Source organism: Streptomyces sp. NPDC001450, from assembly GCF_053597295.1.
Genome location: NZ_JBSFHY010000002.1, coordinates 31,298 through 54,600, shown reverse-complemented (window position 1 = coordinate 54,600; position 23,303 = coordinate 31,298). Strand labels below are relative to the sequence as shown.

General features: G+C 72.6%; 19 protein-coding genes and 1 pseudogene. 14 read left to right on the top strand and 6 right to left on the bottom strand.

What is annotated here, in order from left to right; genetic code table 11:
• Nucleotides 1-653: C40 family peptidase (locus ACWC5O_RS02090; protein ID WP_450780890.1), on the top strand; the 653-nt coding region annotated here is incomplete at its 5' end.
• 19 nt (nt 654-672) lie between these two features.
• Here the strand turns inward: ACWC5O_RS02090 and ACWC5O_RS02085 are convergent.
• Nucleotides 673-1,071: pseudogene (locus ACWC5O_RS02085) on the bottom strand (NAD-dependent epimerase/dehydratase family protein); the annotation flags it as partial.
• Between the two features lie 173 nt (nt 1,072-1,244).
• Here ACWC5O_RS02085 and ACWC5O_RS02080 point away from each other — a divergent pair.
• Nucleotides 1,245-2,609: an FAD-dependent oxidoreductase gene (locus tag ACWC5O_RS02080; RefSeq protein WP_450582073.1), complete on the top strand. Its 1,365-nt coding sequence runs from the start codon at nt 1,245-1,247 to the stop codon at nt 2,607-2,609.
• A 74-nt stretch (nt 2,610-2,683) separates the two neighbouring features.
• Nucleotides 2,684-3,649: a DUF1152 domain-containing protein gene (locus ACWC5O_RS02075; RefSeq protein ID WP_450582075.1), complete on the top strand. Its 966-nt coding sequence runs from the start codon at nt 2,684-2,686 to the stop codon at nt 3,647-3,649.
• Between the two features lie 15 nt (nt 3,650-3,664).
• On the opposite strand, the gene ACWC5O_RS02070 is transcribed toward ACWC5O_RS02075, so the two are convergent.
• Nucleotides 3,665-4,681, bottom strand: coding sequence for a hypothetical protein (locus ACWC5O_RS02070; protein ID WP_450582076.1), 1,017 nt, complete (start codon nt 4,679-4,681; stop codon nt 3,665-3,667).
• A complete protein-coding gene (locus ACWC5O_RS02065; protein ID WP_450582236.1) occupies nt 4,678-5,055 on the bottom strand; it encodes a PadR family transcriptional regulator in 378 nt (125 codons plus the stop codon). The genes ACWC5O_RS02070 and ACWC5O_RS02065 overlap by 4 nt, the downstream gene beginning before the upstream one ends.
• Before the next feature lie 366 nt (nt 5,056-5,421).
• Between ACWC5O_RS02065 and ACWC5O_RS02060 the strand changes: the two genes are divergently transcribed.
• From ACWC5O_RS02060 to ACWC5O_RS02040, 5 genes are all read left to right on the top strand, one after another.
• Complete coding sequence (locus ACWC5O_RS02060; protein WP_450582078.1) at nt 5,422-6,603, top strand: hypothetical protein; 1,182 nt, start codon at nt 5,422-5,424, stop codon at nt 6,601-6,603.
• A gap of 22 nt (nt 6,604-6,625) precedes the next feature.
• Nucleotides 6,626-6,913 carry a DUF1232 domain-containing protein gene (locus tag ACWC5O_RS02055; protein WP_450582080.1) on the top strand — a complete coding sequence of 96 codons (288 nt, stop codon included), beginning with the start codon at nt 6,626-6,628 and terminating at the stop codon, nt 6,911-6,913.
• 40 nt (nt 6,914-6,953) lie between these two features.
• Complete coding sequence (locus ACWC5O_RS02050) at nt 6,954-7,649, top strand: 2-phosphosulfolactate phosphatase (protein WP_450582082.1); 696 nt, start codon at nt 6,954-6,956, stop codon at nt 7,647-7,649.
• Between the two features lie 528 nt (nt 7,650-8,177).
• Entirely contained in the window at nt 8,178-10,697 is a 2,520-nt protein-coding gene (locus ACWC5O_RS02045) for a SpoIIE family protein phosphatase (RefSeq protein ID WP_450582084.1), read from the top strand.
• A 197-nt stretch (nt 10,698-10,894) separates the two neighbouring features.
• The gene (locus tag ACWC5O_RS02040; protein ID WP_450582238.1) at nt 10,895-13,519 is read left to right on the top strand and encodes a SpoIIE family protein phosphatase; all 2,625 of its coding nucleotides are present in this window, start codon (nt 10,895-10,897) and stop codon (nt 13,517-13,519) included.
• A gap of 185 nt (nt 13,520-13,704) precedes the next feature.
• On the opposite strand, the gene ACWC5O_RS02035 is transcribed toward ACWC5O_RS02040, so the two are convergent.
• Nucleotides 13,705-15,543 carry a glycoside hydrolase family 15 protein gene (locus ACWC5O_RS02035; RefSeq protein ID WP_450582086.1) on the bottom strand — a complete coding sequence of 613 codons (1,839 nt, stop codon included), beginning with the start codon at nt 15,541-15,543 and terminating at the stop codon, nt 13,705-13,707.
• A gap of 242 nt (nt 15,544-15,785) precedes the next feature.
• Between ACWC5O_RS02035 and ACWC5O_RS02030 the strand changes: the two genes are divergently transcribed.
• Nucleotides 15,786-15,992, top strand: coding sequence for a hypothetical protein (locus tag ACWC5O_RS02030; protein ID WP_450582087.1), 207 nt, complete (start codon nt 15,786-15,788; stop codon nt 15,990-15,992).
• A gap of 131 nt (nt 15,993-16,123) precedes the next feature.
• Here ACWC5O_RS02030 and ACWC5O_RS02025 read toward each other — a convergent pair whose 3' ends face one another.
• On the bottom strand, nt 16,124-17,296 hold the full coding sequence (locus tag ACWC5O_RS02025) for an MFS transporter (RefSeq protein WP_450582089.1): 1,173 nt from the start codon (nt 17,294-17,296) through the stop codon (nt 16,124-16,126).
• On the bottom strand, nt 17,293-17,901 hold the full coding sequence (locus ACWC5O_RS02020) for a helix-turn-helix domain-containing protein (RefSeq protein WP_450582091.1): 609 nt from the start codon (nt 17,899-17,901) through the stop codon (nt 17,293-17,295). The genes ACWC5O_RS02025 and ACWC5O_RS02020 overlap by 4 nt, the downstream gene beginning before the upstream one ends.
• On the opposite strand from ACWC5O_RS02020, the gene ACWC5O_RS02015 reads away from it, so the two are divergent.
• The 5 genes from ACWC5O_RS02015 to ACWC5O_RS01995 all read left to right on the top strand — a co-directional run bounded on the left by ACWC5O_RS02015 (nt 17,900) and on the right by ACWC5O_RS01995 (nt 23,203).
• A complete protein-coding gene (locus ACWC5O_RS02015) occupies nt 17,900-18,418 on the top strand; it encodes an N-acetyltransferase family protein (protein WP_450582093.1) in 519 nt (172 codons plus the stop codon). The two genes, ACWC5O_RS02020 and ACWC5O_RS02015, sit on opposite strands and share 2 nt — an antisense overlap.
• A gap of 284 nt (nt 18,419-18,702) precedes the next feature.
• The gene (gene sthA / locus ACWC5O_RS02010; RefSeq protein WP_450582094.1) at nt 18,703-20,109 is read left to right on the top strand and encodes a Si-specific NAD(P)(+) transhydrogenase; all 1,407 of its coding nucleotides are present in this window, start codon (nt 18,703-18,705) and stop codon (nt 20,107-20,109) included.
• Nucleotides 20,110-20,365: 256 nt separating this feature from the next.
• A complete protein-coding gene (locus ACWC5O_RS02005) occupies nt 20,366-21,835 on the top strand; it encodes an APC family permease (RefSeq protein ID WP_450582096.1) in 1,470 nt (489 codons plus the stop codon).
• Between the two features lie 11 nt (nt 21,836-21,846).
• Nucleotides 21,847-22,806 (top strand): hypothetical protein, encoded by a 960-nt coding sequence (locus ACWC5O_RS02000; RefSeq protein WP_450582098.1) that lies wholly within the window; start codon nt 21,847-21,849, stop codon nt 22,804-22,806.
• A gap of 82 nt (nt 22,807-22,888) precedes the next feature.
• Nucleotides 22,889-23,203, top strand: a complete 315-nt coding sequence (locus ACWC5O_RS01995; protein WP_450582100.1) for a hypothetical protein — start codon at nt 22,889-22,891, stop codon at nt 23,201-23,203.
• The last annotated feature ends 100 nt before the right edge of the window (nt 23,204-23,303 follow it).

Below are 23,303 nucleotides of genomic sequence, written 5' to 3'. Positions count from 1 at the left end.
CGACCGACACCGGCTCCTTCACCGCGCCTCCGACTGCAGCCCTCCCGACCGACACCGGCTCCTTCACCGCGCCTCTTCCGGCCGACACCGGCTCCTTCACTCCGCCCGCCATCGCAGAAACCGGCTCCTTCGCCGCACCCGTCGCCGCCAGTACCGGCACCTTCACCCCACCCCCAGCCGCTGCCGCACCCCTCCCGACCGACACCAGCTCCTTCACCCCACCTGTCACCACCACCCCCACGACCGACACGGGCTCGTACGCACCCGTAACCCCCACCCCGCAGTCGCCCCGCGCCCTACGTGCCCAGAAGGCCATCGCCTTCGCTCGGGCGCAGATCGGGAAGCCGTGTGTGTGGGGTGCGATGGGGCCGGACTCGTACGACTGCTCCAGCCTCACCCAGGCGGCGTGGAAGACGGCCGGGGTCACGCTGCCGCGGGCCGCGCACCAGCAGGCGCTCAGTGGCACGCCGGTCACGCTCGCCGGTCTCGAACCCGGTGACCTCGTCCTCTTCTTCGACGACGACCGGCATGTGGGCCTGCACACCGGCAACGGCATGATGATCCATGCGCCGGGCCCGGGGTCGTACATCCGCGAGGAGTCGATCTACGGCGCCGGGGAGGCGGCGGTCCACCGGGTGATCCGGCCGGCGTGATGCCGCGGGCGCGCCGGCATCGGCCCGGCCAGTGCGGGAGCGTGGTGCGCGGCAGACGCGGGTCGTAGGGGTGACGGGTGCGGACGATGCGTGCCATCTCGCGGAACGACGTCATAGTCTCGGCCGCCACGATGCAGCGGCCCTTGGCCCCGGGTTCCTCGGCGGCCGCGATGTGCGCGTCGGCCACGTCCCGCACGTCGGCCGTGGTGAAGCTGAAGTCGGGGGCGCCGTAGCAGAAGTAGCCCTTGAACAGCTCGTCGAGGAGGAAGAGGCTGCCCGACTCGGACGAGGGGGTGAGGGAAGGGCCCAGTATCAGGCCGGGGTTGACGGACACCACGCGCCAGCGGTCCTGTGCCGCGTCGGCGTCCCAGGCCGCGCGTTCGGCGGCGGTCTTGGCGTAGTGGTAGGGGTTGTTCTCCCCGCGCGCCCTCCTCCGCAAGAGGCCCCGGACAAGAGACCCCCATAAGAGCCCCCTGGATAAGTCATAAGATCCACTTATGGGGTCATAGACCAGACCCGTGTACTAACTTAGGTCTGCCTTAGTCTAGGCTTCCCACTCGAGTATCTGATCACGCTCGAAGGGAACTGATCATGCCGCGCCCCCTGCGGGTAGCCATCGTCGGAGCCGGCCCCGCCGGGATCTACGCCGCCGACGCCCTGCTCAAGTCCGAGGTGGCCGCCGAACCCGGCGTCTCCATCGACCTCTTCGAGCGGATGCCCGCCCCGTTCGGCCTGATCCGGTACGGCGTGGCGCCCGACCACCCGCGCATCAAGGGCATCATCACCGCCCTGCACCAGGTGCTCGACAAGCCCCAGATCCGGCTGTTCGGCAACGTCGACTACCCGAACGACATCGGCCTGGACGACCTGCGCTCCTTCTACGACGCGGTGATCTTCTCCACCGGCGCCACGGCCGACCGGGAGCTGCCGATCCCGGGCATCGAGCTGGACGGCTCGTACGGCGCCGCCGACTTCGTGTCCTGGTACGACGGCCACCCGGATGTCCCGCGCACCTGGCCGCTGGAGGCCGAGAAGGTCGCCGTGCTCGGCGTCGGCAACGTGGCGCTCGACGTGGCCCGGATCCTCGCCAAGACGGCGGACGAGCTGCTGCCGACCGAGATACCCCCGAACGTCTACGACGGACTGAAGGCGAACAAGGCCGTGGAGATCCACGTCTTCGGCCGCCGTGGCCCCGCGCAGGCCAAGTTCAGCCCGATGGAGCTGCGCGAGCTGGACCACTCCCCCAACATCGAGGTCATCGTCGACCCCGAGGACATCGACTACGACGCGGGCTCGATCGAGACCCGGCGCGGCAACAAGCAGGCCGACATGGTCGCCAAGACCCTGGAGAACTGGGCGATCCGGGACGCCGGCGACCGGCCGCACAAGCTGTTCCTGCACTTCTTCGAGTCGCCCTCGGAGATCCTCGGCGAGGACGGCAAGGTGGCCGGCCTGCGCACCGAGCGCACCGCCCTCGACGGCACCGGCAACGTCAAGGGCACCGGCGAGTTCAAGGACTGGGACGTCACCGCGATCTACCGCGCCGTCGGCTACCTCTCCGACAAGCTGCCCAAGCTGCCCTGGGACATCGAGTCCGGCACGGTCCCGGACCAGGGCGGCCGGGTCGTCGAGGAGAGCGGCAACCACCTCCGGTCGACGTACGTCACCGGCTGGATCCGGCGCGGCCCGGTCGGCCTGATCGGCCACACCAAGGGCGACGCCAACGAGACCGTGGCCAACCTGCTGGACGACTTCGCGAACGGCCGTCTGCACACCCCGGACTCCCCCACGCCGGAGTCCGTGGACGCCTTCCTCGCCGAGCGTGAGATCCGCTTCACCACCTGGGAGGGCTGGTACAAGCTGGACGCCGCCGAGCGGGCGCTGGGCGAGCCGCAGGGCCGTGAGCGCGTGAAGATCGTCGAGCGCGAGGACATGCTCCGGGAGAGCGGGGCCTGATTCCCGGGAGTGCCCTGGGAAGCTTCGGTCACGAGTCCAACGATGCCTCCCAGGGCCCCTGTTAGGGTCCTGAGGTGTTCTCCCTGCGTGAGCCCCTCTTCTTCACCCGCCTGCGCGAGGCGCGCCGAATCCTCGTCGCCGGTGCGGGCGGCGGTTTCGACGTCTACGCCGGACTGCCGCTGGCGTTCGCACTGCGGTCGGCCGGTGCGGAGGTCCATCTGGCCAACCTGTCCTTCTCCGACCTGTACGGCCTGAGCCTGGACACCTGGGTGGAGGAGGACGTCGCCGCCGTCCGCCCGGACACCCCGCTGCGCGGCGACTACTTCCCCGAGCGCGCGCTCGCCCGGTGGCTCGGGGAGCAGGGGATGCCCGACACCGTGTACGCCTTCCCCCGTACGGGTGTCGAGCCGCTGCGCGCCGCCTACCGGGCGCTCCTCGAGCATCTGGGCGGCGTGGACGCCGTCGTGCTGGTGGACGGCGGGACCGACATCCTGATGCGCGGGGACGAGCACGGCCTCGGCACGCCGGAGGAGGACATGGCGAGCCTGGCCGCCGTCGCCGGTCTCGACGAGGTCCCGCACCGTCTGGTGGCCTGCCTGGGCTTCGGGGTGGACGCCTACCACGGCGTCAACCACTCCCTGTTCCTGGAGAACCTGGCCGCCCTGGACCGCGAGGGCGCCTACCTGGGAGCGTTCTCGCTCCCCCGCGAGAGCCAGGAGGGCGCCCTCTATCTCGACGCGGTGGCGCACGCCCAGCAGTCCCACGAGAGCTACCCCAGCATCGTCCACGGCTCGGTCGCGGCCGCCGTGCGCGGGGACTTCGGCGACGTGCGGTTCACCGAGCGCACCCGGGACAGCGAGCTGTTCGTCAACCCGCTGATGTCCCTCTACTTCTGCGTCGACCTGCCCGCGCTGGCCCGTGCCAACCTCTACCTCGACCGGTTGGAGGGCACGATGCTGATGCGGCAGATCAGCTCGGTCATCGCCGGGTTCCGTGACGGGCTGCCGCGTCAGCGGCCGCCCCGGGCGTTCCCGCACTGAGCCGGGGCACGCCGGTCACGACAGGCCCGGCTCGGCCGTGACCAGGTCCCGGCGGCCGACCACCGCGAGCGCCACGGTCAGCAGAGCGAGCGCGGCCGTCTGCGCGAGACCACCACCGACGTATGCGGCGGGCGCGGGCAGGTGCAGCCAGGGATAGAGAGCCACGATCCGCACGGCCAGGATCAGCAGGCCGAGCGCGGCCAGGGCGAGCGCGCCGCCGGGCGTCGTACGGTCGCCGCTCCGGGCCTGGTACAGGAGCCACCCGAGGGCTCCCACGACGAAGCAGCTCGCGGGCGCCCACGCGAGGTCGGGGAGGGCGGGCAGCACCACGATGGACGCCCCCATCACCACACAGGCGGTCATGAAGACCAGCCCGGGTGAGCCGGCGGGGAGCCGGGCCGGGGGTGCGTCCCGGTGGTGGGAGGCGCACAGCGCGAGGGCCGGCAGCCAGGCCAGGAGCCCGAAGGCGGTGGCGAACGCCGGGTCCGCGGGGACCATCGCGCCCGTCAGCGGGCCGAGCAGCGGCCAGAGCGTGGGCAGCGCGGCGAGCAGCGCGGCCGTCCGGGCCAGGCGTCGACGGTCGTAAAGGAGGGCGAAGTAAGCCACCGTCCACAGCAGCGGAAGGATCCACTGGGCGGCGGTGACCACCGCGGTGAGCAGTCCCTGGTCGGTGAACTGCGCCAGGAACAGGTGCCGCCCCGTGCCGCCCCGGCCGGCGGCCCAGGTCACTTCGAGGACCAGCTCGACGACCCCTGCGGCCGCCTGGATCAGCACGGCGAACAGCGCGAAGAGCCGGACGGTCGAGCCGAGGAGGACGTAGCGGCGCGGCGCCCCGGGCGCTCCCAGCCGGCTGCGCACGGCGAGGGCCGCGATGCTCGCCACCTCGCCCAGGCTGGGCCGGCTCTGGTCCTGAGTGTCGCGGTCGACGTCCCACAGGTACGTCTCGACCATCTCCTCCTCCCGTTCGCGCCGGTAGTAGGCGGGGAGGAGGCGGAGCACAGTCCGGTAGCGGGATTCCAGGAGTGTGGTCATGCGAAGCCTCCCGCGAGTCCGGGTGCCGTGGGGGGTACGGGGGCGGTGTCGGCCGGGGCGGCGGCCCGGCGGCCCTCGGCGATGCGCCGCTTGGCGGCCCCGGCGCCGGCGGCCATGCGCTCCGCCTCCGCGTCGAGGGCCGCCACTCCGTCCTCGGTGAGCCGGTAGTAGCGCCGCAGGCGGCCCTGCTGCACCTCCTCCCGGTCCAGCACGATCAGTCCGTCCGCGGTCAGCCGGTCCAGCACCCCGTAGAGGGTGCCGACCCTCAACTGCACCTCCCCGTCGGACAGTTCCTCGACCTCGCGCAGGATGCCGTAGCCGTGCCGCGGCTGGTCGGCGAGTGCTGTGAGGACGAAGAACGCCGGTCGGGTCATGTTCCTCGATGCCATGCGAGCAGGATATCTCGTCAGCCGATATATATCGAGCTGTGTACCGAGGCGGTGTGGCCGTCCTGCGCGCGACGCCACAGGCCCACCGCACATGGTGAACGGGGCCTACCCCTAAGCGGATGGGTGGGCGGACCCCGTTCGACGGACAGTTTTCGGTACCGGGGGACGGTTCGGGGACGTGTGAACAGCGGTCGTGTGAGGCGTGCGGCGCGCACCCCGGGTGCGGGGCGCACACCCCGTGCGCGGGTCGCGAGACCGCGGCGGCGCGCCGCCCCTGGGACCCGCCCGACCTGTACCGTGCCCGAGTGGTGATACTGGAAGGCGCACCCGCTCCCATCAGCAGATTGGCCCATGTCGAACTCCGCCACCGACCGCGCCACCATCCCGCAGACCCTCTGGGCGGCCCGCGGCCGCCACACCGGTCCCGCCGCCGAGGACGTCGTCCGCCGCACCCTGCGCCGGCACAAGGACAGCGGGGACATCGACGACTTCGCCGAGCCACCCGCACCCGAGGGCTCCCCCGAGGACTCCCCCGAACGGATCTTCGAGGCGCGCTGGCGGGCCGACGGCACGGTGACCGTCCGGGCCCGGCTCACGCTCGTACCGCTGCAAGACCGGCCGGATGGGCGGCAGTGGACGCTCGTCGCGGAGGCGGAGCGCCCCTGGAACGAGGCCTGGCCCTCGCCGGCGACGCTGTTCTGGCCCGAGGCCGGGCCGGCGGAGGGCACCGACGGCGCCTGGGACCACCACCCCACCGTCGCGGGCCTGCGCTTCCGGCAGGTGAACGCGCTCCCCGAGGACGACAAGGAGATGCGGCGCCGGCTGCGGGACGCGGCCCGCGAGGCCTGGTGCGTCAACCTCGTCGTGCACGAGGCGATGACCCCGGAGGAGCGCGGCCGGCTGCCGCTGGCCCAGCAGCTGCCGCCCGGACTGCGGCACCGCGTGCTGGAGCACCGGGCCGCGCCGCAGCAACTGCGCGCCGTCAACTGGGCGCTGAAGGACCTCGGCGTCGAGGTGCCGCGCGGCGGCGCCGTGCTGCTGCCCCCGGACCCCGCGCCAAAGGACTACGACCGCCAGGAGCACAGCGTGCGCACCGTCTTCCTGGACGGCTCCGAACCGGCCGAACTCGTCGCGGCCCTGCGGCACTTCGCCGCCCTGCCCCGACCCCTGCCGCAGGGCGCCGCGGAGGCGCTGGCGGACCTGCGCGACAACTGGACCCTGCTGACCCTCCAGGAGGAGCTGGAGCGCGAACGGCGGCTCGTCGCCATGTACGCCGAGGCGCTGGAGGCCATGACGAAGTCCCGGGACCTGTACCGGGAAGCCGCCGAGCAGGCCCACCAGGCCCTCGCCGCCTACCGCGACACGCCCGCTCCGCACGCCCTGCCCCGCCGGCAGGAACAACCCGGCGCCCGGACCCCGTCCGCGCTGCAGCAGTTGACACGCACCTTCGAACGGCTGAAGTTCAGCACGAAGGGTTCGCGCCCGGACGCCTCCCCCGGGGGCGACGGCACGGACACCACCGACCCGGCGTGAGCCAGGAGGGACAGGAGGCCGCATGGATTCCACGACGACCCTGCTGGTGATCGTCGCCGTCGTCGCGGCGCTGCTGCTCGGCGTCGCCGTCTGGCTGCTGGTGCGACTGGTGACCGCCCGGCGGACCCTGCAGCGGGCCGGGCTGCCCACGGGGCCGCGCTGGGTGTTCTGGGGCGCGGTCCTGTATCTGGTGCTGCCCACCGACCTGCTGCCCGACCCGGTCTACCTGGACGACATCGCCGTCCTGCTCCTCGCGCTGCGCAGCCTGCGCGCCGCCCGCACGCTGCCGCCCGGACCCTCGGAGTACTGAACTCGCGCTGCACGAAGGCCGGTTGCCGCACCATGGAGCGATGCAGCCCACCTTCACCGGAATCCCCGAACGGCCGACCTCCCCCGACGTCGCCGTGGTCGTCGATGTCATGCGCGCGTTCACCGTCGCCGCCTGGGCGTTCCGGCGCGGCGCGGAGAAGATCGTCTTCGCCGGTACACAGGAGGAGGCCCTGGAGCTGAAGGCCCGCCACCCGGGCTGGCTGGCCTTTCAGGACGGTCCGCCGGTGCCGGGGTTCGACCTGGCCAACTCGCCCGCCCGGCTGCGCTCGCTCGATGTGCGGGGCCGTACGGTCGTGCAGAAGACCACCGCCGGGACGGCCGGGGCGCTGGCGGTCGCCGACGCGCGGCTGCTGCTGTGCGCGAGCTTCGTGGTGGCCGGGGCGACCGCCGAGGTGCTGCGGCGCGCCCGGCCGGACACGGTGACCTTCGTCGTCACCGGGGACGGCGGACGGGCCGAGGAGGACCTGGCCTGCGCCCAGTACATCGCGGCCCGCACCGACTCGCCCACCGCCGACCCCGCGCCCTACCTGGCCCGGGCCCGGCACTCCGACGCCGCCGCCCGCCTCGCGGAGGGGGTACGGCTCGGCTGGAAGGGTGTCCACCCCGAGGACGTTCCGATGTGCCTGCGCGCGAACACCTTCCCGTTCGCCATGGCAGCCGCCCGGATGGACGGCCACCTGGTGCTGCGCCCGGTGGGCGTGCCCACGACCGCGTGACCGAAGGCCCGTCGAAGCGGCTACCGCGGCCCGACCCGAGACCCGTCGGCGCGGCTGCGACAGGCGGCACTCGGCGGCCGCGCCGATCTTCACGTCGGCGCTGGCGCTGGTGCGGGGCGGCCGGGTGAGGAGGGTGACCAGGCGGGTGACGTCCTCCACGGACCGGCCGAGGTGGTCCGGGCGTGCTCGGGCCCGCGTTCCAACAGGGTGATCAGCCGGACCACGTCCGCGGGGGACGGTCGGCGACGGCCGCGCGGACCGGGCCGTGCAGCGGATCGCCGTAGAGGTCCTCCGCACGCGGGGCCTCAGGGGTCGTCCCCAGGGGCGCCTTCGGCCAGGTACCAAAAGCGCGCAGCGTCCCGCCATCTGGGTGAGGCACAGGCGTGAGACGCGCGGAACCAGGTCCGCACGGCCCCTCCCCCCGGCCGCCGCCCTGCAGTACCGTCTTCTCCCGCCCACGTGCATTACGCCACCGACGTGGCGCATTCTTGTGTCATCCACCCGGCGGTACGGGACGAGGTAGGGCCCATGGCTGGGAGCGGAGAGCCGGCGGTCCGTACGCGGGCCCGGCTGACCACGCTGCTGGTCGACGCCTCGACCAGCGCGCTCGGCGCGGCCGGAGCGCACGTGGCGGGCGTGTACCTGCGCTCCAGCACCCCGGGGCTGCTGCGCCTCGCGGTGCTCGTCGGGCTGCCCGGCCCGCTGTTCAGGCCCTGGTGGCGACTGCACCTCGGCCGACCCTTCCCGGTGGCCGACGCCTACCGGCTCGGCATCCAGGTGGTGCTGCCGAACGCCACGGAGACAGCACGCCGGTATCCCCAGTTCGCGGCGGGTCTGCCCTTCCCGTTCGGGTCGGTGCACGTGCCCGTGCCGGGCGGGACCGAGCCCTTCGGGGTGCTCACCGTGCTGCGCCCCGCGGCGACCGACACCGTGGACGAGCTGCTGGACCGGGAACTGCTCACGCGGCTCGCCGAGGGACTGGGCGCCGAGCTGCTCGCTCTCGCCGACGGGGACGAGGCGGCCATCGTCTGGGACGGGGAACCCCACTGCGTACGACCGCCCGCCAATCGGCCCGTACAGGCGCTCGTGGGGCGGTTCACCTGGGATCCGCAGACCTCGGCGGTGCACCCGGACGACCGGCTGTACGCGCTGCTCGGGCTGGATCCCGCCGAGTTCGCGGGGACCGGCCCGGCGCTCGCGGACGCCGTGTCCCCGGCCGAGGCGCACCGGATCATGACCGCGCTGCACGAGGCGGGCGCCGGGAAGCCGTCGGCCGCGCCCCTGAACGTCTGGTCGCAGGAGGGGACACCGCGGCTCGTCGACCTGTCCCCGGCGACGGAGGCCCACGAGGCGTCCCTGGTCGCCGGAACCGTCTTCGACCCCGGCCCGGGCGCCTCCGCGGACGGCGCGGCCGACCTGCTGCCGCAAGGGGTGTTCTGCCTGGACCGGCTCGGGCTGCTCGTGTACGTCAACCCGGCCGCGGCACGCATGGCGGGCCGGGAGCGGGCATGGCTGCTCGGCCGGCCGCTGTGGGAGGCGATGCCCTGGCTGACCGGACCGCCGTACGACGACCATCTGCGCAGCGCGTTGCTGTCCCAGGAACCGGTGCACGTGCACGTCCGGCGTCCGGCCGCCGGACGTGCGGCAACCGGTGAGGGCGACTGGCTCGCCCTCTCGGTGCATCCCGGCCCCGACATCCTGACCTGCACGCTCGTCCCGGCCAGCCGCGTGGACGCCCCCGCTGAACCCTCCCCTGAAGCCCCGGCCGGGGCCGAGCCGCCCGCGCCGCTGGACACGGTGCCCGGCGATCACTCGCTGGCGCCGGTGTACCGGCCCATCGCCCTCGCCATCGCGCTGACGGACGCCGTGACCGCCCGGCAGGTGTCGGCGGTCGTGATGCAGGAGCTGCTGCCCGCGTTCGGCGGCCGCCGCCTGGCCATCTACCTGCTCCAGGACCGGCACCTGTACCTGGCCTGGGAGACCGGCTTCCCGCAGGGCTTCCTCGCCCCCTTCGAGGGCGTCGGCCTCGAAGCGCACCTGCCCGGCGTGGAGACCCTCACGACCGGGCGCCCGATCTTCTTCGAGTCCATGCACCAGCTGGCGGCCACCTACCCGGGCATCCCCCTGGACGCCGAGGAGGGCGCCCGCGCCTTCCTGCCGCTGATCGCCTCCGGCCGGCCGGTCGGCTCGTGCATCCTCGGCTTCGACCGGTCGCGCAGCTTCAGCACGGAGGAGCAGACGGTCCTCACCGCGCTCGCCGGGCTGATCGCGCACGCGATGGAGAAGGCGCAGCGCTACGACACCGAGGCCGCACTCGCCCGCGGCCTGCAGCAGGCCCTGCTGCCCCGGCGGCTGTCGGCGCACCCGCAGGTGGAGACGGCGGGCCGCTATCTGCCGGGCACGCAGGGCATGGACGTCGGCGGGGACTGGTACGACGTCGTCGAGGCCGGGGACGGGCTGGCGCTGGTCATCGGCGATGTGCAGGGGCACGGGGTGCAGGCGGCGGCCACCATGGGCCAGCTGCGCAGCGCCGTACGCGCCTTCGCGCTCGGCGACCGGCCGCCCGACGAGGTGCTGAGCGGCACGAACCACCTGCTCATCGACCTGGACCCGGGCCAGTTCGCCAGCTGCTGCTACGTCCGTCTGGATCCGGCCACCGGACAGGCCCGGGCCGCCCGGGCGGGACATCCGCCGCCGCTGCTGCGCTGCCCCGACGGACATACCCGGGTGCTGGACATCCCGGGCGGTGTCGTGCTCGGGGTGGATCCGTGCGCCCAGTACCCGGTGACCGACCTGTGGTTGGAGCCGGACGCGATCCTCGCCCTGTACACCGACGGCCTCGTGGAGCGGCCCGGCGCCGACATCGACGAGGGCATCGACGCGCTGCGCCTCGCGCTGGCGAAGGCCGGCGCGGCCGCCGGACGGCGCGGCGGCCGGTCCCTGGCCGGGGTCGCCGACCGGATCACCGCCACCGCCCGGCACGCCACCGACCGCCCCGACGACGTGGCGCTGCTCCTCACCACCCGCCGCACCGCGCACCGCAGGTGACCGCAGCCCGCCGCCGGAACAGGCGGCTTCCACCTTGGGCGACGGCCTCGCCTGACGGGGCCGGGCAGTGTAGACATGGGCACATGGTGCGACTGCCCGGCCGGTCCGAGACCCGGCCGCCCCGTCCTTTCGGGCAACCGCGCACGCCGCAGGGCCGACGGAAGGACTCGTCGGGCGCGAACGGCGGCCGGCCGGGGATGCTGCGGTCGGCGGTGACCGGACGCAGCGTCGCCGGGCAGGTGTTCGTCCTCCAGGTGGTGATCGTCCTGCTGCTGGTCGTGTCGGCCGTGGTGGCGCAGGTGCTCCAGGTGCAGCACGACAGCAACAGGGAGGCCCTCAACCGCTCCCTGGCCGTCGCCGAGACGTTCGCCAACGCGCCCGGCACGGCGGCCGCGCTGCGCGCCCCGGATCCGACGGCCATCCTGCAGCCGAAGGCCGAGGCCGCCCGCAAGGGGTCGGACGTGGACTTCATCGTCGTGATGGACACCGACGGCATCCGCTACACCCATCCCAAGCCGGACCGCATCGGCAAGAAGTTCGTCGGGACCATCGCTCCGGCGCTGGCCGGGGGCACGGTCGTCGAGGAGATCCACGGGACGATCGGCGAACTCGTGCAGGTCGTCGTACCGGTGAAGGACTCCGGCGGCAAGGTGGTGGGCCTGGTGTCGGCCGGCATCACCACCGCGCACGTGGGCGGGGCCGCCGACCAGCAACTGCCCCTGCTGCTCGCGGCGGCCGCGGCGGCCCTCGCGCTGGCCACCGGGGGCACGGCCCTGGTCAGCCGGCGGCTGCTGCGGCAGACGCACGGCCTCGGCCCGTACGAGATGACGCGGATGTACGAGCACCACGACGCGGTGCTGCACGCGGTCCGGGAGGGCGTGCTCATCGTCGGCGGCGACGGCCGGCTGCTGCTCGCCAACGACGAGGCGCAGCGGCTGCTGGACCTGCCCGAGGACGCCGAGCAGCGTCATGTGCTGGAGCTGGGTCTGGACGACGACACGGCCGGGCTGCTCGCCTCCGGACGGGTCGCCACGGACGAGGTGCATCTGGTCAAGGACCGGCTGCTGGCCATCAACCAGCGCCCCACCGACCTGCGCGGCGGCCCGGCCGGCAGCGTCACCACGCTGCGCGACTCCACGGAGCTGCGCGCCCTCTCGGGCCGCGCGGAGGTCGCGCGCGAGCGGCTGAACATGCTGTACGACGCCGGGATCGGCATCGGCACCAGCCTGGACGTGGCCCGCACGGCGCAGGAACTGGCGCAGCTGGCCGTGCCGCGGTTCGCGGACTTCGTCACCGTGGACCTGTTCGACGCGGTGCTGAACGGGGAGGAGCCGAGGCCCGGGACCGCGCTGCGCCGGGCGGCCTGCAGCGGCATCCGCAAGGACGCCCCGCTCTACCCGGTGGGCGAGCGCATCCGGTTCGTGGGGGCCTCGCCGCAGGCCCGGAGCCTGACGACCGGGCAGTCCGTGGTCGCGCCGGTGCTGCGGGAGGCGCCCGGCTGGCTCGCCCAGGACCTGGAGCGCACCGGGCAGATCGTGGCCTACGGCATCCACTCCCTGATCACCGTTCCACTGCGGGCCGGCACCCTGGTCCTCGGTCTGGCCAACTTCTATCGTTCGGAGAAGCCGCAGCCGTTCGACGCCGAGGAGCTGGCCCTCGCCGAGGAACTGGTCGCGCGGGCCGCCGTGTCCATCGACAACGCCCGCCGTTACACCCGTGAGCACAGCATGGCGGTGACCCTCCAGCGCAGCCTGCTGCCGCGCTCCCTGCCCGAGCAGGGCGCCCTGGAGATCGCCTACCGGTATCTGCCGGCGCAGGCGGGGGTCGGCGGCGACTGGTTCGACGTACTGCCGCTGTCCGGCACCCGGGTGGCCATGGTGGTGGGCGACGTCGTGGGCCACGGACTGCACGCGGCGGCGACGATGGGCCGGCTGCGCACGGCGGTGCACAACTTCTCCGCGCTCGATCTGCCCCCGGACGAACTCCTCGGACTGCTGGACGAGTTGGTGGGCCGGATCGACCAGGACGAGACCCCGGCCGACGGCGCCGCCGCGGTCACCGGCGCGACCTGTCTGTACGCGGTGTACGACCCGGTGTCCCGGGTCTGCACGGTGGCCCGGGCCGGCCATCCGCCGCCCGCGCTGGTGCACCCCGACGGCCGCGTGGAGTTCCCGGACGTGCCCGCCGGTCCCCCGCTGGGCCTCGGCGGACTGCCGTTCGAGACGGCCGACCTGGAACTCGAGGAGGGCAGCCGCCTGGTCCTGTACACCGACGGCCTGGTGGAGGACCGGGACCGGGACATCGACGAGGGTCTCGAACTGCTGCGCGAAGCCCTCGGCCGGGCGCCCGGCGCCTCGCCCGAGGACACCTGCCGGGCGGTGCTCGACAGCCTCCCGAACCGGCCCAGCGACGACGTCGCGCTGATCGTGGCCCGCACCCACGTCCTCGGCGCCGGCCGGGTCGCCGAGTGGCAGGTGCCGTCGGATCCGGTGGCCGTCTCGGAGATACGGGCCTCCGTCACCCGCCGGCTGGCCGAATGGGACCTGGACGAGATGTCGTTCACGACGGAGCTGATCCTGAGCGAGCTGGTCACCAACGCCATCCGCTACGGGCGCGGGCCGATCGGCGTACGGCTGCTGCGCGACCGAACCCTGATCTGCGAGGTCTCCGACCACAGCACGACCTCCCCGCATCTGCGGTACGCGGCGACCACCGACGAGGGCGGCCGGGGCCTGTTCCTGGTCGCCCAGCTCGCCGACCGCTGGGGCACCCGCTACACCCACAACGGCAAGATCATCTGGGCGGAGCAGTCACTGCCCTGAGCGCCTGCGCGGAAATCCGTTGAGGGCGCGTCAGGCCGCGGGGGACGATCTCCGGCGTGTTCTCGCGCAGGAATCGCCGATCGGACTCCCCCGTGCGGCCGGGGAGGAACAGCCGCTCGGCGGACGGAGTTGTGGCGCCCGCGCGGGCTGTCATGGGCGGTGACAACCGGTAGGCGCCGGGGCGGTCAGCCCAGGGCACGGTCCAGGTTGAACGCGGCGCTGATGAGAGACAGGTGGGTGAACGCCTGCGGGAAGTTGCCCTGTTGCTCGCCGGTGCGGCCGATCTCCTCGGCGTACAGGCCGAGATGGTTGGCGTAGGTGAGCATCTTCTCGAAGGCCAGCCGGGCCTCGTCCAGCCGGCCGGCCCGGACCAGTGCCTCGACGTACCAGAAGGAGCAGATGGAGAAGGTGCCCTCGTCACCGCGGAGTCCGTCGGGGCTGGCCTGTGGGTCGTAGCGGTAGACGAGGGAGTCGGAGACCAGGTCCTCGGAGAGGGCGTCCAGGGTGTTCAGCCACTTGGGGTCGGTCGGCGCGATGAACTTGGCCAGCGGCATCATCAGCACCGAGGCGTCGAGCACGTCGGCACCCTCGTACTGCACGAAGGCGTTACGGCGCTCCGACCAGCCGCGGTCCATGATCCGCCGGTAGATGGCGTCCCGGGCCTGGCGCCAGCGGCGATGGTCGGCGGGCAGCCCGCGGTGGGTGGCGAGGCGGATGGCCCTTTCGATCGCGACCCAGCACATCAGCCGCGAGTACAGGAAGGTCTTGCGGCCGCCGCGGGTCTCCCACACGCCCTCGTCGGGCTGGTCCCAGTGGTCGCACACCCAGTTGACGAGCTGGCACACGTCGTCCCACTGGCCGCTGGAGATGGGCTCGGCCCACTTGTCGTAGAGGTAGATCGAGTCGATCAGGGCGCCGTAGATGTCCAGCTGGAGCTGGTCGGCGGCGGCGTTGCCGACCCGGACCGGGGCTGAGCCGAGGTGTCCCTCCAGGTGGGGCAGTTCGCGTTCGGGCAGGTCGGCACGGCCGTCGATGCCGTACATGATCTGCAGCGGGCCGGAGCCGTCGCCGCTGCCGGGGCTGATGTGTGTGGTCAGGAACTTCATGAAGGCCGCGGCCTCGCCGCTGAAGCCGAGCCTGAGCAGTGCGTAGACGGCGAAGGCCGCGTCGCGGACCCACACGTAGCGGTAGTCCCAGTTGCGCCCGCCGCCGAGTTGCTCGGGCAGGCTGGTGGTGGGCGCGGCGACGATGGCGCCGGTGGGGGCGTAGGTGAGGAGCTTGAGGGTGAGGGCGGAGCGGTGCACCATCTCGCGCCAGCGGCCCCGGTAGCGGGACTGGTGCAGCCAGCGCCGCCAGTAGGCGACGGTGGCGTTGAACTCGGCCTCGGCCTCGGCGTGGGCGCAGCCGCGGGGGGCCACCTCGGCGCCGACCTGGTCCAGGGCGAGCACCGCCGTCTCGCCCTCGCTCAGCTTGAAGTCGGCCCGCGCGTCCCGGCCGTCGCACTCCACGACGACGGTGGACGTGAGGGCGAGGGACAGCTTGGGGGACTCGAAGACGACGAGGCCGTCCAGGGTGCGCAGGGTGTGCGCGTCGGAGCCGTAGTCGAAGCGCGGGGCGATCAGGGCCCGGAAGGGCACGGTGCCGCGGACGCACACCACGCGCCGGATGAGCCGGTGCCGGCCCTCCAGGTGTGACTCCTCTCCGCTGACCGGCATGAAGTCCTGGACCTCGCCCACGCCGTCCTCGGTGAAGAACCGGGTGATCAGCACGTTGGTGTCCGGGAAGTAGAACTGCTTGGTGCGCGCCGGTACGGCGGCGGCCAGCTCGAAGCGGCCGCCGCGCTCGGCGTCGAGGATGGCCGCGAAGACGCTGGGTGCGTCGAAGGACGGGGAGCAGTACCAGTCGATCGTGCCGTTGGAGCCGACCAGGGCGACGCTGCGCAGATCGCCGATGAGACCGTGTTCGGCGATCGGCAGGTAGCGGGGGCTCCCGGACAGGTCCTGCGGGAAGGGGATCTCGGCCATCGCTCAGGCCTCCCGGTGCGGTGTGCGGGCTGCATTCCAGCTCGGGCTGCATCCCAGCTTAGGGCCCGTCTGACAATTCCCGTGGCCCGCCCTTCGGGCAGGCAGCGGCCTGTCACTCTGCATCCGGGAGGCGCCGCGGCGCCTTCCGGATGCAGGGTGCGCCGAGGCGCGGAATGGTGGGGGTGTGCCCCGTTCGGAGGCACCGGCACGGATGCGGTCATCCGGACCGAGGAGGAGGCATCATGTCGACATCCACACCCGAAGAGTCCCGTTCGCCCGACGACCACTGCACCCCGGACGCCCTGCTCCACTCCGCTCCGTCGAGGGACGTCACCGCGGAGGACCTGGTGATGGCGGCGGGCAGGGACGTCACTCCGGCGAACCTCGACTGGGCGCGCCGCAAGCTGGAGACCGAGGGCCGGGCAGCCGTGGAGAAGCTGCTGCCCTAGGGCGGTCCGGGAAACCCGAGCACACCAACGGGGAGGCGCCGGGCAGGGGCGGGCCGGCCTTACGGCAGCGTGCCCGCCCGGCGCCCGTGCTGCCCGCGCATCGGACCGTACGGTCGTCGCGAAGCCGTATGTCAGCAGTCGCGCAGGTGTGCCGTGCCGCTGCGTCCTTGGGCGGCGGCGAGGAGCAGCGCGGCGAGGGCGGTCAGGGCGGTGCCCTGCCAGCCGAGGGTGCTCAGCAGGGGTGCGGCGAGGCCGGTGCCGACGGCGCCGACCGTGAAGTACAGCACGAGATAGACGCTGCTGAGGCTGCCGGAGTGTTGGGGATCGAGGGCGATGATCCGGCTCTGGTTGGCGGCCTGGGCGGCGAAGCAGCCGGCGTCGCAGAGCGCGAGTCCGGCTGCCGTGACCAACGGGGTGTTCAAGCCGGTGACCAGGAGGGCGACCCCGGCCGCGGCGGCCACCATGGAGACGGTGATCACGGCGCGGGGACCGTACCGGTCGGCGAGGCGTCCGGTGACCGGGAGCGCGGCGAAGCCGAGGAGTCCGGCCAGGCTGTACAGGCCGATGGTGGTCGGGTCGAGGGAGTAGGGCGGCTGGGCGAGGGCAAGAGCGAGGGCGACCCAGACGAGGTTGAAGGCGAAGTACCACAGCCCGCCGGTGGCCACCGCTCGGCGCAGCTGCGGGTGGCGGCGAAGGAGCGGGGGAAGTGCGCCGAGGGTGGCGCGGTAGCCGCGGCGGGATTGCGGCCGCTGCCGGGGCAGGAGCGTGGCGGCGGCGATCGCACCGAGCAGGGCGAGGGCGGCGAAGACGAGGAGCATCCGCCGCCAGCCGAGGACGTCGGCGAGGGTTCCCCCCGCCAGGCGGCTGAGCAGGATACCGGCCGACATGCCGGGGGCCACGGTGGCGACGCCGGTTCCCCGGCCCCGGGGCGGGGCGTGCCGGCCGGCGATGCTGCCGGCCTGGGCCGCGACACTGGCGGCCGCGCCGATGAGCAGGTAGGCGGCCAGGAGCGCGACCGCGCCGGGTGCCTCCGCGGCGAGTGTGAGGGCGGCGGCCAGGGCGGTGAGTTGTGCGGCCATCAGGCGGTTGGGGGCCAGGTGGTCGGTGAGCGGGAGCAGGAGGGCGAAGCCGGTCATGCAGCCGGCGAGCGCGGCGGTCGGTACGAGGCCGATCACCGAGAGGGGGACGCCCAGGTCGGCCGCGACCGCGGTGAGCGCGGGCTGCAGGGCGTAGTTGTTCGCGATCGCCGTCCCGGCTATGGCGGCGAGGAGGAACCCGCCCCCTCGGGGAAGGGGGCGGGTCACGGCTGTGCGCCGCGGGTGAGGACGACGGCGTACCGGCACTCGGCGTCGGTGGTGTTGGCGAAGACGCGCTCGGCGGGCTCGCCGAGTTCGATGGTGTCGCCCGCGTCGAGTTCGTGGACCGTGTCACCGTCGTGGAAGGTCAGGTGGCCGTCGAGGACCCAGACGACCTGTCGCACGAAGGCGAAGGCCGCGGCCGGATACGGCACACGGGCACCGGCGGGCAGGCGGATCTCGGCGATCTCCGCGGGGAAGTGCGGGCCGGTGATCTGGCGGCGCCGGTAGCCGGTGCCGGGGTCGCGCCACTCGGGCGCGTCGCCCCGGCGGCGCACTCCCGCGATGCCGTCCGTGCCGTCCCGCGTTCCTTCGTCGTCCCGGGTTCCTTCGGCGAGGGCGAGCAAGGAGGCGACGCTGAGCTGGAAGGCGGCGGACAGCTTGCCGAGGACGACGGCGGTGGGGCTGCTCTCGCCGCGCTCGATCCTGCTGATCATGGCCTGGGAGACCCCGGAGGCGTCCGCGAGCTGGGCCAGGGTCCAGCGGCGGCGTTCCCGTTCGGTGCGGACTCGGGCGGCGATCTGCCCCACCAGAGGATCTACTATGTTGGACATGGATCCAATATACGAGAGAAGCCGGGCCGTGACGGTACGTCCGGCACATTCCGGCGACGCGGAGGCGATCCGCGCGATCCGCAACCACGCGGTCGAGCACTCGACGGCCCTGTGGACGCAGGCCCCGCAGTCCCCCGCCGAGGGGGCGGCCTGGCTGGCCGCTCACCTGGAGCGAGGCTCGGCGTTCGTGGCCGAGGCGGAGGGCGAGGTGGCCGGGTTCGCGGTGTTCGGCCCGTGGCGGAGCCTGGACGGGTACCGCCACACGGTGGAGGACTCGGTCTACGTCCGCGAGGGCCGGCACGGACTCGGCATCGGCTCCGCGCTGCTCGCCGCCCTCATCGCCGCTGCCCGTGAGGCGGGCCACCACGTCGTCATCGCCGGCATCGAAGCCGGCAACACCGCGTCGATCCGGCTGCACGAGCGGTTCGGGTTCCACCACGTCGGAACCGTGCCGGAGGTCGGCACCAAGTTCGGCCGGCGGCTCGACCTGACCATCATGAGGCTGCCCCTGACCTGAGCCGGCGGCGGCCGCCACAGACGGGGCTGAACGCCCACCCCGGAGGCAGGCGCTCAGCTCGACGGACAGGACACCCGGGCGCGGCCCATGGCTCCCTGCCTGGCGGCAGGGAGGTTGTAGTGGCGCGCCAGGTTGCGACGCGGCAGCCGGAAGGTGTTCTCAGCGCGTCGGGTCCGGGCAGCCGGTGGCCTGCGACGGCCGTGCGCCGGTCGGCGACGCTCCTGGCCGCCCGGCGGCGGCGCGGGCCTTCCGTGCAGTGCCCGGTGGCTGTCAGACTCCGGAAGATGCCCGACTTCGACATGCTCGTCATCGGATCCGGACCCGGCGGGCAGAAGGCCGCCATCGCCGCGGCCAAGCTCGGCCGCCGGGTCGCCGTCGTCGACCGCCCCGACATGCTCGGCGGGGTCTCCCTGCACACCGGCACCGTCCCGTCCAAGACCCTGCGCGAGGCCGTGCTGTACCTGACCGGCCTCACCCAGCGCGACCTGTACGGGCAGAGCTACCGGCTCAAGGAGGACATCACCGTCGCCGACCTCACCGCGCGCACCCGGCACGTGGTCGGCCGGGAGGTGGACGTCGTCCGCAGCCAGCTCTCCCGCAACCACGTGGCCCTCTACTCGGGCACCGGCCGGTTCACCGACCCGCACACCGTCGCCCTGCGCGACGAGGTCACCGGTCACGAACGGCTGCTGAGCGCCGAGCACATCGTCATCGCCACCGGCACCCGGCCGGCCCGCCCGGACAGCGTGGCGTTCGACGGGCGCACGATCATGGACTCGGACAACGTGCTCTCCCTGGAGCGGGTGCCGCGCTCGATGGTGATCGTGGGCGCCGGCGTGATCGGCATGGAGTACGCCTCGATGTTCGCCGCGCTCGGCAGCAAGGTGACGGTCGTGGAGAAGCGGCCCGGGATGCTGGATCTGTGCGACGTGGAGGTCGTGGAGTCGCTCAAGTACCACCTGCGGGACCTCGCCGTCACCTTCCGGTTCGGGGAGACCGTCGCCGCCGTCGAGCGCCATGCGCGGGGCACGCTGACCGTGCTGGAGAGCGGCAAGAAGATCCCTGCCGACACGGTGATGTACTCGGCCGGCCGTCAGGGCCTGACCGCCGGGCTCGACCTGGACCGGGCGGGGCTGAGGGCGGACGCGCGCGGCCGGATCGAGGTGGACGAGCACTACCGCACCCAGGTGCCGCACATCTACGCCGTCGGTGACGTCATCGGCTTCCCGGCGCTCGCGGCGACCTCCATGGAGCAGGGCCGGGCGGCGGCGTACCACGCGTGCGGGGAGCGGGTCGGGCAGATGCACCACCTCCAGCCGATCGGGATCTACACGATTCCGGAGATCAGCTTCGTCGGCCGGACCGAGGACCAACTCACCGAGGACTGCGTCCCGTTCGAGGTGGGCGTAGCCCGCTACCGGGAACTGGCCCGGGGCCAGATCATCGGGGACTCGCACGGCATGCTGAAGCTGCTGGTCTCCCCGGTGGACCGCACCCTGCTCGGTGTGCACTGCTTCGGCACCGGCGCCACCGAGCTGATTCACATCGGCCAGTCGGTGATGGGCTGCGGCGGCACGGTTGACTATCTGGTGGACGCGGTCTTCAACTACCCGACGCTGGCGGAGTCGTACAAGGTGGCCGCCCTGGACGCGACGAACCGCCTGCGCCAGATCGAACATCTCGCCGACTGAGCGGTGTCGGAACAGGTCAGCGGACGTTACCGGTTGGTCATCTTGAAAGGTCAATGAGTGACGCTATAGTCACACCCACACACGGTGACCGTCCGCCGACGCTCGGCAGCACGGTGTGTCCATCCACCCCCGTTCTTCCTGACCGGCTCATGACCCGAGGCCATCCCTTTTCGGGTACGAGGCGGGTCCACCCCCCACCTGCACGCCGTAGGGCCGGGCGCCCGTGCGCCGTGCACAACCGGAAAGCGGCACGACCATGAGCAACAACAGGGGCAGAGGACTGCAGGCCAATGTCCTCGGCACGTTCGACACCGTGGTGATGGCGGTGGCCGGCAGCGCACCGGCGTACTCGCTCGCCGCGACCACCGCCGTCCTCGTCGGCGCGGTGGGACTGGCCAGCCCGGCCGCCCTGCTGTACTGCGCGATACCCATGCTGGGCATCGCCCTGGCGTTCAGCTACCTCAGCCGGATCGACGTCAACGCGGGCGCCAGCTACTCCTGGGTGGGCCGTACCCTTCACCCGTTCCTGGGCTTCATCAGCGGCTGGGCGCTGGTGATCTCCGCGACCATCTTCATGGTGGCCGGTTCGCTGCCCGCCGGGTCGATGACGCTGGCCCTCTTCGACGAGAAACTCGCGGACAACACGGCGCTGTCCACGGTGGTCGGCGCGGTGTGGTTCCTCGTCATGCTGGGCGTGGTGCTCGGCGGGGCCCGGCTCACCGTCCGCGCCCAGCTGCTCATGTCCGGTGTGGAGCTGGGCATTCTGGCGCTGTTCGCGGTGCTCGCCGTCTTCCACACGCACAACGCCCGCGCCTTCGACTGGTCCTGGCTGGGCTTCTCCCACTTCGACGGCATGGGCGGGTTCGCGTCCGGCGCGCTGCTCGCCGCGTTCTACTACTGGGGTTGGGACGTCACCAGCAACCTCAGCGAGGAGACCCGAAACAGCCGTCGTACGACCGGACTCGCCGGCCTGATCGGGGTCGGGATCGTCTTCCTGCTGTTCGAGGTGTTCACCATCGCCGTGAACGTCATCCTGACCTCGAAGCAGATCGAGGAGAACGACGCCAACGTGCTCGCGGCGCTGGGCGAGGAGATCTGGCCGGGCTGGGGCGGCAAGCTGCTCATCGTGTCCGTGATGCTGTCCACCATCGCCACGCTGGAGACCACGCTCATCCAGGTCACGCGCTCGCTGTTCGCGATGGGCCGGGACCGTACGATGCCGACCGCGCTGGGCCGGGTGCACCGTGCCTGGAACACGCCGTGGGTGGCGATCGTGGTGGTCGGCGCGGTGGCGCTGGCGATGTTCATCGCCGCCAACGCGCTCGGCTCGGTGGGCGAGATCCTCGCCGACGCGATCTCGGCGATCGGCCTGCAGATCGCCGTCTACTACGGCCTCGCCGGTCTCGCGGTGGTCGTCGCCTACCGCAAGATGCTGCTGAAGTCGCCGGCCAACTTCCTGCTCGGCGGGCTGTGGCCGCTGTTCGGCGCCGTGTTCATGTTCTGGATCTTCGTCGAGTCGCTGGGCGAGCTGAGCGGCGCCGCGATCGCGATCGGCATCGGCGGACTGGCCGTCGGGCTCGTCCCGATGCTCTGGTACTGGGGGCAGGGCAGCGACTACTACCGGCCCGCGAAGCTGGACGCGACCCGCGCCGTGGAGGCGGAGTACGTTCCCGACGGCGCCGGTGTGCCGTCACAGCCGCACGAGGGTCTCGCCACCGACTTCTGAGGGAGATCCCGATGGCGCGAGACCGTTTCACGCCCGATTTCGACCCCGACTGCGGGGACGCGCGGCTCACCTCCGCCCGGCAGGACATCGTCATCGGCCGCTGGCAGGGCCTCAGGGACCTGCTGTGGGTCACCGGCGAGGACCGGACGCTGCGCGGCCACCGGGTACGGCTGCTGGCGCAGGCCTGCGCGGGCAGTTCGACGGTGGAGTCGTGGCTGGCCGCCGAGCCCGGCAACGCGGACGCGCAGGTGCTGCGCGCGGCGACGGAGACGGCCCGGGCCTTCCACCTGGCCATCTCCGCCGGGCGGGGTGTGCCGATCGACCGGGACCGCATCGACACCGCGGTCCTGGCCTGTCTGCACGCCACCGAGGCCTGCCCCGAGGACCCGACCCCGTGGGTGTCGCTGATCTCCGTCGCCCGGCTGTATCCGACAGGGGTACGGCGCCAGGAACTGGCCCGCTGGTGGGACGAGTTGCACCGGCGGGACCCCTTCAGCGTGGAGGGCCACCTGCAGGTCCTCCACTACTACTCGGCCCGCTGGCACGGCACGCACGGCCTGATGTACGACTTCGCCCGGGACGCGGCCGGGGTGGCACCGCCCGGCTGCCCGCTGCCGGTGCTGGTCCAGTACGCCCGGGTCGAGGAGTACCGCTACGCCCTCGACGCCGCCCGCGGCCGGCAGGGCTCGGTCGGCCTCGGCCAGCACTGGGACCACGACGGCGCGGTCAACGACGTACGGCGCACCTGGGAGCGCTGGGTGCGGGCCCGCCCGGACAGCAATCCGGCCCCGACCGAGCTGCGCGACCTCAACCACCTGGCGCACGCGGCCTGTCTGGCCGGCACGGCGGACGTCGCCGCGTCCCTGCTCCGCCTGCTCGGCCGCCGCGCCACCCGCACCCCGTGGTCGTTCACGGGCGATCCGGCCCAGCAACTGACGAAGTGGCGCAAGGAGCTGGGGGTGCGGACCTGAAGGCTGTCCCGTAAGTGATGTCGGCCTCTCGGGCATACTGACGGTCGTTGCCGCGGTGGCGCGGCTCTGGAATGGGGGCCGAGTGCCTGAGTTGCGCTGCGAAGCGGTTCGCTGGGTGGACGATGAGCCGTTCCCCGGCATCGTGGAGGTCCGGTTCATCGATGCAACGGGACACTGCTGGTCCTTGATCGACAAGTGTGCGATCTTTGCCCAGCTTGGTGAGCTGACCCCTGACTCGACCTACCCGGTCGAGGTCACGGTGGCGTGTGTGGTCCAGGGCGATGCCGTGGGGACAGTCGGCGACGAGATCGTGACGGTCTCCACCTCGCCCGACAGCGTCGCGACGCTGGACGGGCAGGATACTTTCACCGTGAGGCGAAGCCAGCTCTTCCAATGAGGGCGAGGTTGTGCAGCCTGGCTATGCCGAGCATGGCCGTGTTGTGTTCCTGCTTCCAGCAGCGCCTCCGTCGTGACCATCTCCGTAGGTGTGCCAGGCC

What these genes read in the sequence shown, in the direction of transcription:
- ACWC5O_RS02080 (WP_450582073.1), top strand. Translation starts at nt 1,245, where the DNA reads ATGCCGCGCCCCCTGCGGGTAGCCATCGTCGGAGCCGGCCCCGCCGGG.
- ACWC5O_RS02070 (WP_450582076.1), bottom strand. Translation starts at nt 4,681, where the DNA reads ATGACCACACTCCTGGAATCCCGCTACCGGACTGTGCTCCGCCTCCTC.
- ACWC5O_RS02065 (WP_450582236.1), bottom strand. Translation starts at nt 5,055, where the DNA reads ATGACCCGACCGGCGTTCTTCGTCCTCACAGCACTCGCCGACCAGCCG.
- ACWC5O_RS02060 (WP_450582078.1), top strand. Translation starts at nt 5,422, where the DNA reads ATGTCGAACTCCGCCACCGACCGCGCCACCATCCCGCAGACCCTCTGG.
- ACWC5O_RS02055 (WP_450582080.1), top strand. Translation starts at nt 6,626, where the DNA reads ATGGATTCCACGACGACCCTGCTGGTGATCGTCGCCGTCGTCGCGGCG.
- ACWC5O_RS02050 (WP_450582082.1), top strand. Translation starts at nt 6,954, where the DNA reads ATGCAGCCCACCTTCACCGGAATCCCCGAACGGCCGACCTCCCCCGAC.
- ACWC5O_RS02045 (WP_450582084.1), top strand. Translation starts at nt 8,178, where the DNA reads ATGGCTGGGAGCGGAGAGCCGGCGGTCCGTACGCGGGCCCGGCTGACC.
- ACWC5O_RS02040 (WP_450582238.1), top strand. Translation starts at nt 10,895, where the DNA reads ATGCTGCGGTCGGCGGTGACCGGACGCAGCGTCGCCGGGCAGGTGTTC.
- ACWC5O_RS02035 (WP_450582086.1), bottom strand. Translation starts at nt 15,543, where the DNA reads ATGGCCGAGATCCCCTTCCCGCAGGACCTGTCCGGGAGCCCCCGCTAC.
- ACWC5O_RS02030 (WP_450582087.1), top strand. Translation starts at nt 15,786, where the DNA reads ATGTCGACATCCACACCCGAAGAGTCCCGTTCGCCCGACGACCACTGC.
- ACWC5O_RS02015 (WP_450582093.1), top strand. Translation starts at nt 17,900, where the DNA reads ATGGATCCAATATACGAGAGAAGCCGGGCCGTGACGGTACGTCCGGCA.
- ACWC5O_RS02020 (WP_450582091.1), bottom strand. Translation starts at nt 17,901, where the DNA reads ATGTCCAACATAGTAGATCCTCTGGTGGGGCAGATCGCCGCCCGAGTC.
- sthA (WP_450582094.1), top strand. Translation starts at nt 18,703, where the DNA reads ATGCCCGACTTCGACATGCTCGTCATCGGATCCGGACCCGGCGGGCAG.
- ACWC5O_RS02005 (WP_450582096.1), top strand. Translation starts at nt 20,366, where the DNA reads ATGAGCAACAACAGGGGCAGAGGACTGCAGGCCAATGTCCTCGGCACG.
- ACWC5O_RS02000 (WP_450582098.1), top strand. Translation starts at nt 21,847, where the DNA reads ATGGCGCGAGACCGTTTCACGCCCGATTTCGACCCCGACTGCGGGGAC.